General features: G+C 66.9%; 11 protein-coding genes. 6 read left to right on the forward strand and 5 right to left on the reverse strand.

What is annotated here, in order from left to right:
* Positions 1-2 precede the first annotated feature (2 nt).
* The 3 genes from ACOGI8_RS10565 to ACOGI8_RS10575 all read right to left on the reverse strand — a co-directional run bounded on the left by ACOGI8_RS10565 (position 3) and on the right by ACOGI8_RS10575 (position 2796).
* Positions 3-1103, reverse strand: coding sequence for a hypothetical protein (locus ACOGI8_RS10565; protein WP_419853767.1), 1101 nt, complete (start codon positions 1101-1103; stop codon positions 3-5).
* Between the two features lie 96 nt (positions 1104-1199).
* Positions 1200-2426, reverse strand: a complete 1227-nt coding sequence (locus tag ACOGI8_RS10570) for a Fic family protein (RefSeq protein ID WP_419853768.1) — start codon at positions 2424-2426, stop codon at positions 1200-1202.
* A 139-nt stretch (positions 2427-2565) separates the two neighbouring features.
* Positions 2566-2796 carry a hypothetical protein gene (locus ACOGI8_RS10575; protein ID WP_419853769.1) on the reverse strand — a complete coding sequence of 77 codons (231 nt, stop codon included), beginning with the start codon at positions 2794-2796 and terminating at the stop codon, positions 2566-2568.
* A gap of 92 nt (positions 2797-2888) precedes the next feature.
* Here ACOGI8_RS10575 and ACOGI8_RS10580 point away from each other — a divergent pair, with 92 nt between their 5' ends.
* From ACOGI8_RS10580 to ACOGI8_RS10605, 6 genes are all read left to right on the forward strand, one after another.
* Positions 2889-4058 carry an ATP-binding protein gene (locus tag ACOGI8_RS10580; RefSeq protein ID WP_419853770.1) on the forward strand — a complete coding sequence of 390 codons (1170 nt, stop codon included), beginning with the start codon at positions 2889-2891 and terminating at the stop codon, positions 4056-4058.
* A gap of 195 nt (positions 4059-4253) precedes the next feature.
* Positions 4254-5387 (forward strand): aromatic ring-hydroxylating oxygenase subunit alpha, encoded by a 1134-nt coding sequence (locus tag ACOGI8_RS10585; RefSeq protein ID WP_419853771.1) that lies wholly within the window; start codon positions 4254-4256, stop codon positions 5385-5387.
* Positions 5384-6409: a hypothetical protein gene (locus ACOGI8_RS10590; protein WP_419853772.1), complete on the forward strand. Its 1026-nt coding sequence runs from the start codon at positions 5384-5386 to the stop codon at positions 6407-6409. The genes ACOGI8_RS10585 and ACOGI8_RS10590 overlap by 4 nt, the downstream gene beginning before the upstream one ends.
* Positions 6410-6415: 6 nt before the next feature.
* The gene (locus tag ACOGI8_RS10595) at positions 6416-7276 is read left to right on the forward strand and encodes an FAD binding domain-containing protein (RefSeq protein ID WP_419853773.1); all 861 of its coding nucleotides are present in this window, start codon (positions 6416-6418) and stop codon (positions 7274-7276) included.
* A complete protein-coding gene (locus tag ACOGI8_RS10600) occupies positions 7269-7757 on the forward strand; it encodes a (2Fe-2S)-binding protein (protein WP_419853774.1) in 489 nt (162 codons plus the stop codon). Before ACOGI8_RS10595 ends, ACOGI8_RS10600 begins: the two co-directional genes overlap by 8 nt.
* The gene (locus ACOGI8_RS10605; protein WP_419853775.1) at positions 7754-10117 is read left to right on the forward strand and encodes a xanthine dehydrogenase family protein molybdopterin-binding subunit; all 2364 of its coding nucleotides are present in this window, start codon (positions 7754-7756) and stop codon (positions 10115-10117) included. The genes ACOGI8_RS10600 and ACOGI8_RS10605 overlap by 4 nt, the downstream gene beginning before the upstream one ends.
* A gap of 31 nt (positions 10118-10148) precedes the next feature.
* Here the strand turns inward: ACOGI8_RS10605 and ACOGI8_RS10610 are convergent, their stop codons facing one another.
* Both ACOGI8_RS10610 and ACOGI8_RS10615 read right to left on the reverse strand, forming a co-directional pair.
* Complete coding sequence (locus ACOGI8_RS10610) at positions 10149-11555, reverse strand: glutamine synthetase family protein (protein ID WP_419853776.1); 1407 nt, start codon at positions 11553-11555, stop codon at positions 10149-10151.
* Between the two features lie 3 nt (positions 11556-11558).
* Positions 11559-12860, reverse strand: a complete 1302-nt coding sequence (locus ACOGI8_RS10615; protein WP_419853777.1) for a Rieske 2Fe-2S domain-containing protein — start codon at positions 12858-12860, stop codon at positions 11559-11561.
* Positions 12861-12927 lie beyond the last annotated feature (67 nt).

The raw sequence follows: 12927 nt of genomic DNA on the forward strand, positions 1-12927 counted from the left end.
CCCTAGTCCGACCCCATCTGGTCGTTGCCCGCCGCCGACGCCGCCTCCAAGGCCTCGTGAAGGTATGGCTTCACCGCATCAACGAGCCGACGGGCCGAGTCGGCCAGCGCCTGCAAGCCCTCGTCGTGCGGCTCGGTCAGTTGCCCGATGTCTACTTCCGGCGCGTTGACCTGCCCTTTGCGACTCGAGCGGTCCGCTAGGCCGTACCACTTCAGTTCCGCGCCGTATACACCTTCGATCTCCGAACGCCGTCGCTTGAGCGCGCTCAGGACTGAGTCATTGAAGATGTCGTCAGCGTGGTCAAACTGGACCCCTGCATAGGCGGATGATGCCCTGACCCACAGGTGGAGCGCGGCGGGAACTTCGGGAGCGATGCTCCGCTTGCTCTTGAGCCACCATGCCTTCCGTCCCCTATCTGGAAGCTCAATATCAGTGAGGACTTCCCGTCCGACCGGCAACCAAGCGTCCCAGAACTGTCTCGACTGCTCCCGCTTCTCTGCGTTCTTCTCCGCGTTCGACGACGACCGCTTGCCAGAGGCCCTTGAACCGGTCGCGTCCGGCCGAAGCCAGGTGCGCCCCAACAGACTGCCCTCGAAAGGCTGAAACAGAACTGCATTCACGGGAACGCCAAACGACTCACTCAAGAAGCCGATCATCCGCTCGGTCGCATCGTCGAGATGCGCCGCTACCACGATCATCCTCGAAATGTCACCGAGCGTGTCGAGCTGCTCTCCGAACTGCGCTTCGAAATCCGCCGCCAAGTCCGCGCCCTCCTGTCCCGGCGTTGCCTTGTACCTGGCGTAGATGGCCTCCACCTCGGCGAAGGTCAGAGTTGCCACCCATGCTGCGTAGTCGATGACTTGGGCGAGGACTTCGCGCGGCGTGCGATTCCGCTTGTTCTCGATCACGACGAGTTGCGCATCGGCATCTATGGCGAGCAGGTCGAGAGTTCCAGAGGACGTCTGGACTTGGCGCCCGATGATCAGTACGTCGATCCCGAGCAACTCAGGTGCCGACTCAACCGCCGATTCGATCTGCTCCTCAGTCGCCAACTCTTCTTCGGGCACCGGGACCGCGGAACCGTCGTCGTTGAGCCGCCACAACGACATCCTCGTCGCCATCGCTCGCTACCCCCTCGTGCATTGTCGAGCGACGTGACGCTAACGGCAACGACTGAAACACGGCTGTGTGAGGCCGACTCAGGCTGGTGGGGATGGCATCGGGCCGCTGGCGCTCGGGCCGTTGCGCGTGTCGATGAGGCGTCGGGGGATGGTGGCGTTGATGGTGTCGATCGCATCGATGACGTCGTGCGCCACCCACACGCGGGATCGACCGGCGCGGTGTTCGCTGAGCCGCACGATCCCGGCATCGGCGAGCTGGTGCAGGATCTGTGATGCACGGGCAGGTGTCAGCTTGTAGGCGGCTTGGATCTCGCCGGCGGTGATCGCCGGTGTTCCCAACAGCCTGTCGAGGATCTGCGAGACCGAGGACCCCTGGCGAGTGCGGACACGCTGGCGGTAGTCGGCGGCGATGCCGTCGATACGGTCAACGAGGCGAACAGCAGCGTGTGCGCCGTCGGTGACCGCCTCGGCGAACACCGTGATCCACTGGTCGAGGTCGCCCTGGCGGTACGCGGTCAGGCCGCTGACGTAGCCATCTGGATTGTGCAGCAGGCCGTGTGCGACCGGCACTGGCGCCGTCGGTGCGGCGGGTTGCGCGTCGAGCAGCCGGTGGATCAGCAGCCGACCGACGCGGCCGTTGCCGTCGACATAGGGGTGGATCGTCTCGAACTGGGCGTGCGCGATGGCCGCATGCACCACGGGATGCACGTCGCTGCGGGCGGCGAAGCGCACCAGGTCGGCCATCAATGCGGGAACTTTCTCCCACGGCGGGCCTTCGAATTCGGCGCTCTGGCGGTTTTGACCAACCCACACCGCACAGTCCCGCCACGCGCCGAGGTGTCGCTTCTCCATCTCGGGATCCACTGAGAGCAAGCTGCGGTGCCGACGGTGGAACCAGTCCTCGGTCGGATCCTCGCCGCCACGTTGAGCGCTCAGCGCGGCGGTGACGTTCGCAGCGACCAGTTCAGTCGCGACCGGATATGGGTTCCGGTCGGGATCGTCGTCGCCGAGATCGGCGAGAGCGACCGCCAGTGATTCGCTGGAGGTCGTGATGTGCTCGATCTGCGACGAGGCGACTGCATCGGCCCGGATGAGCACGGCGCTGAGGTGCCCGAGGACACCGGTCGTTTCGGCGGCGCGGTCACGAAGGTCGCTCACCGCCCGCGTTGCCTCGACCAGCGCCTCACCCGTCGCTGGCTCAAGTGCGGGAATCGCAAGATTGCCGATGTGCGGGGGCACGGTCCGGGAGACCGTGATAGTGCGCGGGCTCTCGTCGTCCCATGACCGCCACAGCTCGTTCTCCACAGTCGCGGTCTGGAATTGCGCTGCCGGCCATCGGGACACTTGCCGCCTCCGCACCTTAACATCAGAACAATATATGTAAGATTAACAGCGATTACCTAAACACTGAGTGCAAACGTTCAGGCTTGCTTCTGAGCGATGGTCACAGATCCAGGACGGCGCGCAGCCCGTCGTTTATGGCATCGACCAGGGCCGGGGGCAGCCGGCTCGCACGCTCCCCCAGCCACGAGCGCTCGACGAGTTCCAGTCCCAGCGGCACGGCAACGGAGTCAAAGGGCAGACCGGTCACCACGGCATCGAGCAGGACATTGCTGGCGAGACCAGCCCGGTCGAGATTCGAATCCACGCTCGGCCTGACGTCGCAGCTTCCCACGAGGTGAGACTCCAGCGAAGATTGACCCGCTCGACTGACTTAGCTTGAAAAACAGCCACCGGATAACTGATTTTCAAGGCTAAACTTGGCATATGGAGTTCGTGCCTCGACCGGCTGACGAACGGGCACTGCGTGCGGCGGTCGCCCACGCTCCGGTGACATTGCTGACCGGGCCGCGCCAGGCGGGCAAGTCAACACTGGTCCGCCGTGTCATCGCACCCTCGCCTGCGGCGTTCTTCGACCTCGAGGACTATCGCGATCTCGCCCGACTGTCCGAGCCGATGCTCGCCCTGCGAGACCGCGGCGAGACCATCGTGATCGACGAGGCGCAGCGCATGCCTGAGCTCTTTGCGTCGCTGCGGGTGCTGGTGGACGAGGATCGCCGACCGGGCCGCTTCGTCGTTCTCGGCAGCGCCTCCCCTGACCTGACGGGGCTGAGCGCCGAGTCTCTCGCCGGTCGGGTGAGCTTCGTGGAGCTGGCTGGCTTCCGCCTCAGCGACATCGGCGACGACCGCCTCGACGACCTCTGGCTGCGCGGCGGACTGCCGCTCTCGTACCTCGCTTCGGACCTCGCTGCCTCCAACCGCTGGCGGGACGACTACATCACCACGTTTCTCGAACGCGACCTCGCCAATCTCGGCGTGCGCATCCCTGCGGCTGCCATGCGACGGTTCTGGACGATGGTTGCGCACTTTCACGGCCAGACCTGGAATGGCGCGGCTGTTGCTCGCTCCGTCGACGTCTCGACCAGCACAGTGCGCCGGTACCTCGACGCGCTCACCGATGCGCTCGTCGTGCGCCAGCTTCCGCCATGGCTCGCCAATGTCGGCAAGCGGCAGGTCAAGTCTCCGCGGGTGTACATCCGAGACACCGGCTTGCTGCACCGACTGCTCGGGATCGCCGACCACGTCGAGCTCGAACGCCACCCCCGACTCGGCGCGAGCTGGGAAGGACTGGTGGTCGAACATCTCCTTGCCCGCCTCGATGAGCCCACCCGTGCGACTGCGGCATTCTGGTCGACCCACAGCGGCGCGGAGCTCGACCTGCGGTTGGCGAGTGGCGGGCGAACCCTGGGATTCGAGATCAAGCGCACCGAGCGGCCTTCGGTGACCCGCTCCATGCGCAGCGCACTCGCCGACCTCCAACTCGACCACCTCTACGTCGTCCATGCGGGCGCGCACCGGTTCAATCTCGACGAACGCATCACCGCCATCGGCGCCGTCGAACTGCTGACCAGCGAGACACCGTTCGACATGGCGTAGGCCCTTGGGGGCGTCTCACCGCGCCGACAGCGAGGTCGGTCCGTCGTGGTCAGGTCGGGGAGTAGCGGAGCGGCAGGCGGGCACGTCGTGACCGACCTGCGCATCGGCGTTTCGACGGACCTCCGGCCGGTGCCCTGTTAGTTTCCGAAGAGCGGAGTGAACCTCGCGCTGCGTAGCCGGGGGAAGGGGAACGCGATGTCGGATTTGTCCGATTTGGATCCGCGGGGAACCAGGGCAGCGTTAGACGAGGCCAGCCATGCGCCGGGCGCGATCTATGCCAGCCCGGAGATCTTCCGCCGCGAGGTGGATGAGTACTTCAAGCGCGAGTGGCTGTACGTCGGGCGAGTCGAGGAGCTGGCTGATCCGGGCGACTTCATGGCGCTGCGCCTGGTCGGCGAGCCCGTGCTGCTGTCTCGCGACCGAGACTGTGAGCTGCACGCCAACTACAACATGTGCGTCCACCGGGGCGTCGAGGTTGCGTACGGATCGGGCAATCTCAAGGCCTTCAGTTGCCCGTACCACGGCTGGGTTTACGGTCTCGACGGCCAGTTGAAGGGCGCCGCCTACATGGCCGACTCCAAGGAATTCGACGTCGCCGACTGCGCCCTGACGCCGCTGCGGCTCGATGTGTGGCGGGGCAACATCTTCATCAACTTCGACCCCGATGCGAGGCCGCTGGCCGACGCGATGGCCGTGCTCGACGAGGAGTTCTCGTTCCTCGGGTGGGAGAAGTGCCGCCTGGGCAACAAGATCGACATCGACCTGGCGTGCAACTGGAAGTTCGTGCACGAGAACCTGATGGACTTCTACCACGTCGGTGTGCTGCACGCGGGCAGTTTCGGCGCCAACTTCAGCTTCGAGCCCGACCACGTCAACATCAAGCCCGACGGCGGCCTCTCGATCTTCTACAACGCCGGCCCGCCCACCCCGGGGGCCGAGCCGCTGCTGGGCAAGATGCCGTGGCTGGAGGACCGGCCGCACAGCTTTGCCTGCACGGCGTTCAGGGCGCCCAACCTGACGTTCTTCGGCCGCATCGACTGCATCCGACCGATGATCGCGTGGCCGATCGACGAGGGCCACACCCGGGTGGTCATCTACCACCTGTTCCCCGAGGAGTTCTTCGACCGGCCCGACTTCGACGAGACGCTGAAGATCTACCACGACTACCAGATCCTGGTGCTCGAAGAGGATCGGCTGATGATCGAGTCGATGCAGCAGGCGATGAGCTCGCCCGCCTACCGGCCTGGGCGCATGAGCACCCTGGAGAAGGGCATTCACAACTACCTCAACGGCTACCTGGACCGCATTGTCGACGGGGCGACCCCATGACCGCGACGGTTGCGGGCGCAGCCGACGTGCTGATGCGCGACTACATGGCGTTGGAGCCGGGCGAGACCGTCGTGATCACCGCCGACACCGACAGCGACCCGGAGGTGTGGCAGGCGATACACCGGGCATCGCTGCTCGCCGGCGCCAATTCGTCGGTGCTGCTGATCCCGCCGCTGCCGTATCAGGGCCGCCTCGCCGACCCGTACCTCACGCCGGCTGTCTCGGCCGCGGCGCTGGCCGCCGATGTGTGGATCGATCTCACGTTCCCCTACCTCGCCGGATCAGAGCTGCACGATCAGGCGATGGAGAGCAACCACATCCGCTACCTGCTGGGTGCCGACCTGAACGCCGGCGGCCTGCTGAGGCTGTTCGGGCGGGTCGATCTCGACCGCTACTTCGCCGTGCACCACGCCTTCGACGCTCTGGTGAACGACGCCGAGGGCAAGACGGTGCGCATCACCGACAGCGGCGGCACCGACGTGAGCTTCACGCTCGGGGAGCGTGGGTTCTCCAAGCCGAGACGAGCCGACAAGCCCGGCACGGTGTTGGTTCCCGGGCAGTGCACGCTGTTTCCCGAAGTCGAATCGGTGAAGGGGCGCATCGAGATCGGCGCCATCTTTCACGAGTACTACACCTCGCTCGCCGCACCCATGACGCTGGAGATCGACGGCCGCATCCGCTCGGTGACGGGCGGCGGCAACGAGCGCACCGTCGCCGACCGGGCGCTGCGGCGAGCGGGCTCCGACGGCAACTACGGCTACGTCATCCACTTCACCCACGGCATCCATCCCACGGCCCGGGTCACCGGCAGCTCGTTTATCGAGGACACCCGTACCCAGGGCAACAACGCCATCGGCATGGGAATGCCGTGGTGGGATCCCGGCGGCGGTGAGAACCACCCCGATGCGGTGCTGTTCATGCACACCATCGACATCGACGGGCAGCGTGTCGTCGAGGACGGCGCCATCGTGGGCCCTGAGTCATTGGTGGCCCTGGCGGCCGACCTGCAACCGGTCGTCTGAGTCGCCATGAAACCCGCACCGTTCTCGTTTGTCGCCCCCGAGTCGCTCGACGAGGTGGTGCAAGCGCTGGCCGGGCACGGCGACGACGCCCAGATCCTCGCTGGCGGCCAGAGCCTGGTTCCGCTCATGAACCTCCGGCTGGCTCGACCCGAGGTGGTCGTGTCGATCAACCGCTGTCACGAGCTCGACTACATCCGGCTTGTCGACGACCGCCTCGTCATCGGTGCGCTCGTACGCCAGATCGATGCCGAGACCAGCCCGCTTGTCCAGGCCGAGTGCCCGCTGCTGGCCAAGGCTCTCCCCCACGTCGGGCTGCCCGCCACGCGCAACCGCGGCACCGTCTGCGGCAGCCTGGCGCACTGCGACCCGCTGGCGGAGCTGCCGGCCGTTGCGCTCGCGTTGGAGGCCGATCTGGTGCTCACGAGTGCCGCCGGCGAACGTCGGGTGCCGGCCCACGACTTCTTCGTCGCTGAGATGACCACCTGCATCGAGCCGGGCGAGGTCGTTTCGGCGGTCACGTTCGCCCGACAGGACCCAGGCGAGCGAAGCGCCGTAGGGGAAGTCTCGAACGGGGGCCATGTGTTCCCGGTGGGCGGAGTGGCACTGCGGTGGGCCAGCTCGGACGGCATCTGCACGATGGCACGCATCGCGGCGTTCGGCGTCGGATCGGTGGCCCAGCGCCTGGGCGACGCCGAGAGTGCGCTGGTCGGCTCCGACGTCGGCCCAGCGGCGATCGCAGCCGCGGTTGCGGCGGCGCGCAGCGAGGTCGACCCGACCGGTGACATCCACGCCGACGCCGACTACCGGCGGCACCTCGTCGGCGTTCTCCTCGAACGCGGCCTGCTGGAAGGGAGCGTCCATGACTGACGAAGTCGAGGTGACGGTCACCGTCAACGGGCGCACCCGCCAGTCCCGGGTGGAGCCTCGGCGGCTGCTCATCGACTACCTGCGGCACGATCTCGGCCTGACGGGCGCCCACATCGGCTGCGAGCAAGGGGTGTGCGGCGCATGCACGGTGCTGCTCGACGGCCGCACCGCCCGCAGCTGCCTGCACTTCGCTGTGACGGTCGACGGATCGGACATCCGCACCGTGGAAGATCTCGCAGACCTCGACGAGCTGCATCCGATCCAGGAGATGTTCCATCAGAAACATGCGCTGCAGTGCGGCTTCTGCACGCCGGGCTTCCTGCTCACGGCAGTCGAGCTGCTGGAGCGCACCGCCGACCCCGACGAGGCCGCCATCCGGGAGGCACTGATGAACAACGTCTGTCGCTGCACCGGCTACGCCAACATCGTCGACGCGGTGGCCGAGGCCGCGGTGGAGCTGCGACGGAGGAGCCCAGCATGAGCGGCGACCAGAACGGCGCTGTCGGGCAGAGCGTGCTGCGCCGCGAAGACGAGTACCTGCTGCGAGGCCAAGGCCGCTTCGTCGACGACCTGCCCACGCCGCTCAACACCCTGCACCTTGCCTTCGTGCTCAGCCCCTATGCCCACGCTCGGATCACCTCGATCGACACGAGCGAAGCAATGGCGCTCGACGGCGTGGTCGATGTGCTCACCGGACCCGATCTCGCAGCCATGGTCAAGCCGATCGCTGCCCAGATCGAGCTGCCCGGCTACAGCTTCAACACCCGCGACGTGCTGGCAGTGGACGAGGTGCGGTTTGCGGGGGAAGCGGTGGCTGTGGTGGTGGCCGAGAGCCAGTATCTCGCCGAAGACGGCATCGAGCTGGTGGAGGTCGACTACGAGCCGCTGCCCGCGGTCACCGACATTCACGAGGCCACCGATCCCGCCGCACCTCAGGTCAACCCGACGGTGCCGGGCAACGTCTATTTCGAGGGCCGGTTCGCCACCGACAATGTGGCTGCCGGCTTCGACGCGGCTGCCCACGTCATCGCAGATGACTTCAACTCGAACCGCGTGACCGCTGTGCCGATCGAGCCCCGCGGGTGCCTTGCCGTGCCCGAGCAGCCGGCCAACCTGGTCTTCTACTCCTCGACCCAGATCCACCATCTGTTGCGGACGGCGCTGGCCGAATTCCTCGATGTTGCGGAGTCGACCCTGCGGGTCGTGGTGCCCGACGTCGGCGGCGGTTTCGGCATCAAGGCCGCCCTGTACCCCGAAGAGTTCGTCTGCGCCGCGCTCGCGCTGCGCCTGCGCCGGCCCGTGAAGTGGATCCAGGACCGCTACGGCGCCCTGCTCACCGATGTGCACGCCCGCGACAACCACTACCGGGTCGAGGCCGCGATCGACGACGACGGCATCGTGCTGGCGCTCAGGGCCGAGATCCGCACCAACGGCGGCGCCTACTCAGCGCTGCCGTTCGGCTGCACTCTCGAAACCACTGGCGGCGCCCGCATGATCGTCGGGCCGTACCGCATCACCGAATACGAGTACACGGCCACTGCCGTCGCAACCCACACTGCGCCCGTGCTGGCCTACCGGGGCGTGGCCCAGCCGGTCTGCTTCATGGCGATCGAGGGCATCATGGACCGGATCGCCCGCCGGCTCGAGCTGGATCCAGCCGAGGTCCGGCTGCGGAACATGGTGCCCACCGCAGAGCTGCCGTGGACCAACATCGTCGGTGTCCGCTACGACACCGGCAGTTTCGTCGAGTCGCTCGAGCTTGCGATGGAGATGGCCAACTACGACGAGTTCCGCGCCAGCCAGGCGCAGGGCCGACTCGTCGACGGCAAGTACCGGGGCATCGGCATCTGCAGCTTCACCGAGGTGAGCGGCACGGGCGCACCGGGCTGGCGTGCCCGTGGGCTGACCCGCCTGCCCGGGTTCGACAGCGGGACAGTGAAAGTGGAGCCCACCGGCAAAGTGACAGCCTTTGTGAGCCACGCCCACTCAGGGCAAGGCCACTTCACGACCTTCGCGCAGGTCGTCGCCGACGCGCTCGGGGCCCGACTTGAAGATGTGACCGTCGTCGAAGGCGACACTGCCGCTGGGCCCTACGGCACGAACACCTTCGCCAGCCGCAGCGCGGTCACGGGCGGCGGAGCGCTGATACGTGCGTCGGAGAAAGCGAGGCTCAAGCTGGCGCGGATCGCCGCGTTCATGCTCGAATCCACGCCCGAAGACATCGTGGTCGCCGACGGCCAGATGCACGTCGCCGGCGTGCCGAGCCGCGCCCTCTCATTCCAAGAGGTCGCCGAGACGGCGTACGCCATGAACACCAGCGACCTCCCCGAAGGAGAGAGCTTCGGTGTCGAGGAGACCGACTTCTACGACCCGCCCCTGGTCACCATGGCCAACGCCACCCACATCGCGCAGGTGGCTGTCGATGCCGCAGACGGCACCGTCGACATCGAGGGGTACGTCGTCGTGCACGACTGCGGCCGCGTCATCAACCCGATGATCGTCGACGGCCAGGTGATGGGCGGTGTGGCCCAGGGCATCGGCGAGGCGCTCATGGAGGAGTTTGTCTACGACCCCGACGGCGGGGTCCGCACGGCGACGCTGATGGACTATCTCCTGCCGAGCTCGGTGGACGTGCCCAACTACCAGATCGCTCACATCGAGTCGCCGTCGATCGACACCGTCGGCGGGTTCAAGGGCGTGGGTGAAGGCGGGCTGATCGGCGCAGTGGCAGCGCTCGTCAACGCCGTCGCCGACGCACTGTCCGATCTCGACGTCAACGTCAACACCAAGCCGCTCCGGCCCGCGCTGCTGTCACGCCTCATACGAGAAGCCGGCGGCTGATTTCCCGTCGCCGCGGTGCTGAGTGCGGCGGCTAGAAGGCGTCGTAGTACTCGCGTTGTTCCCAGTCGGTGACTGCCGCGTGGAATCTGGTCCACTCGGATCGCTTGAGGGCAACGAGGTAGTCGACGATCTCGTCGCCGAGCGTGCCGCGGTAGAAGCCGCTGCGGTCGAACGCGTCGATGGCATCGCCGAGCGTGCGGGGCAGGAGGGGCCCGGCCTCGGCCCCATACGGCGTCTCGCTGGGGGGTGGCGCCTCGTGTTTCGAATCGATGCCGTCGAGCCCCGAGAGGATCTGGGATGCGAGGTAGAGGTACGGGTTCGCGGCGGGGTCTCCGGCGCGGTTCTCGATCCTGGTCGCAGGCCCCGGCGGCTCGTCGATGACGCGCAGCATGGCGCCACGGTGTTGGCGGCTCCACACAATCCGATCGGGAGCGATGCTGTAAGGCCGGTAGCGCTTGTAGCCGGTGACGGTCGGCGTGGTGAGCAGGCACGACTCGGGGGCGTGGGCGAGGAGCCCACCGAGATAGTGCATTGCCATCTCCGAGAGCGTTTCACCGGAGATCGTCGGGGCGAACAGGTTGCGGCCGTCGTCGACGCTGACGATCGACTGATGGATGTGCCAGCCGGTTGTGAAGGTGTCGTCGCCTGATGGCCTGGACATGAACGTCGCATGCAGGCCGTGCCGTCTCGCTATCTGCTTCACCGCGGCGCGGATCAGGACTGCTTGATCTGCCAGCTCGATGCCGTCGGCGGGAGCGAAGGTGAGCTCGACCTGACTCGGTCCGTGCTCGGCCTCGATGGTCCTCGGCGGCAGGCCGAGCGCCGTGAGGTGGCGTTGGATTGGCTCGAGCAGCGGTTCGATCCGGTCGGAGTAGTCCTCAGCCAGCAGATCCCATCCCGGGTGGACGCGTTGATGGTCACCGGAGGATTCGTCGACGCGGTAGAGGTGAAACTCGATCTCGAGACCCGCCCGAAGCCGTAGCCCTTGGTCCGTCAGCTTCTGGTGCGCGTGGGCGCAGACCCGGCGCGTCGACAGCTCGATCGGGGCACCCTCGACGCTGTACAGGTCACTGAGCAGCCACCCGGTCCCGTCCAGCCACGGCAGCACGCGAAACGTGGTGGGGTCGGGGACCATGAGCACGTCGCGCGCCCCCGTGACCGAGGCGAGCGTGGGGCCGCCGTCGGGCTCCCAGAGGCTGAACGCGTAGTTCTGGCCGGTGTCCTTGGTGAGCAACGAACCCGGGAACGAGACACCGCTCCGCAGCGCCTGCGGGATCTGTGCCGCATCGAGCACCTTGCCGTGCAGCAACCCGTGCTGATCGGCGAACGAGACCCGAACGCTGCGCAGCCGCTTGTCGCGCACCTGGTCCTCGACCGCCGCCGCAGCGTCGGCCCAGTCGGCGTCCCAGCGGTCCTCCAGCGTGGGTGTGTCGCTCAATGGTCAGTCCGCCAGCGCGGGAGCCCACCCTGAGGCTTCGCGTCGTTGGGTCTCAAGATTGCGCCACGCAGCATCGAAGTCGTCGCCGGTGGCGACACCGTCGATGGCGCCGGGGCCACGGAGCCCGCCGGGATCAGCCGTACCGATGAGCGTGTCCGCGTCGGGCTGGCGGAGGGCGGCCAGGAACATGCGGCGATGGGTGCGGATGCCGGCATCGGTCGGGCTGAGGTGTTCGGCGGTGCGGTCGAAGATGGGACCGGGCGACTCGACCGCCCACTGATCGTGAACATTGATGTCGGCGCCCATGCCGGTGTAGGTCCGCTCGCGCTGCTCGACCGGATCGAACCCCCAGTTGTTCGATTCGTCGGCGATTGGCCGGTACCCCGGCAGCGTGACCTGGCTGATGCGCTGGCTTCGCATGACCTCGGCATCGACAGGGTCGCCGTAACTGACGAACATCGAGTACCAGTAGCAGCGGCGGTCATCGATGGGGACATGCCACTGGAAGATGCTCATCTCCCGGCTCATCGCGATGGTGATGGCGTTGGGGAAGATGCAGTTCGAGACTCGGACATGGGTGAACTCATCCCGGTACCGGCGCAGCGTCCGGGACCGGAAGCCGAACGGCGTGAGTTCGATCGTGATGTCGGGCGCAGCGGCTTCCCGCATCAGCTCGGCGACGGTCACGTCCGTGTCCGCGATGGTGTCGCGGAACTGCAGCCCATAGGTGCCGTCCTCTGCGCCGAGGAAGCGATGCAAGAACGCGGCATGCGCCGGGTCTATGCCGACCTCGTGGGCCTGCAGCCAGTTGCACCCCCACATGCCCTTGAAGGCGAACACCTGCGGGCCCGGTGCCACGAAGCAGTCCAACCCGGGGAGCTCGGGCGGGTCGCCCTCGCCCAGGAAGGCCCACACGATGCCGTTGCGCTCGGCCACCGTGTAGTGGACCTGACACACCCTCGTATGGAACGTCGATGTCGGGGGCTCGGCCGGGGTCTCGAGACACGCACCGGTCACATCGAAGAGCCACCCATGGAACGGGCAGCGCAGACCGCCGTCTTCCACCCGGCCATAGGACAGATCGACACCACGGTGGGGGCACCGACGCCCGATCATGCCCAGCCGGCCTTGGTCGTCACGAAACAGCACGAGGTCCTCGCCCAGCAGGCGAACCGGGACCACCGGCCGGTCGCCGTCGAGTTCCTCAGTGAGGGCCGCCGGCTGCCAGTACCGGCGAAGCACGTCGCCTCCCGGAGTTCCCGGGCCGCTTTCGGTCAAGAGTCGGTTCTCATCGGCACTGACCATGCGAGCCTCCCCCAAGCCGTCGAATCTGAGACAACGATGCCATGGGCCAACCGCTGCGCCAAGGCCA

Source organism: Candidatus Poriferisodalis sp. (assembly GCF_965204195.1).
Lineage (GTDB): Bacteria > Actinomycetota > Acidimicrobiia > Acidimicrobiales > Poriferisodalaceae > Poriferisodalis.

What these genes read in the sequence shown, in the direction of transcription:
- ACOGI8_RS10605 (WP_419853775.1), top strand. Translation starts at nt 7,754, where the DNA reads ATGAGCGGCGACCAGAACGGCGCTGTCGGGCAGAGCGTGCTGCGCCGC.
- ACOGI8_RS10600 (WP_419853774.1), top strand. Translation starts at nt 7,269, where the DNA reads ATGACTGACGAAGTCGAGGTGACGGTCACCGTCAACGGGCGCACCCGC.
- ACOGI8_RS10595 (WP_419853773.1), top strand. Translation starts at nt 6,416, where the DNA reads ATGAAACCCGCACCGTTCTCGTTTGTCGCCCCCGAGTCGCTCGACGAG.
- ACOGI8_RS10580 (WP_419853770.1), top strand. Translation starts at nt 2,889, where the DNA reads ATGGAGTTCGTGCCTCGACCGGCTGACGAACGGGCACTGCGTGCGGCG.
- ACOGI8_RS10615 (WP_419853777.1), bottom strand. Translation starts at nt 12,860, where the DNA reads ATGGTCAGTGCCGATGAGAACCGACTCTTGACCGAAAGCGGCCCGGGA.
- ACOGI8_RS10590 (WP_419853772.1), top strand. Translation starts at nt 5,384, where the DNA reads ATGACCGCGACGGTTGCGGGCGCAGCCGACGTGCTGATGCGCGACTAC.
- ACOGI8_RS10585 (WP_419853771.1), top strand. Translation starts at nt 4,254, where the DNA reads ATGTCGGATTTGTCCGATTTGGATCCGCGGGGAACCAGGGCAGCGTTA.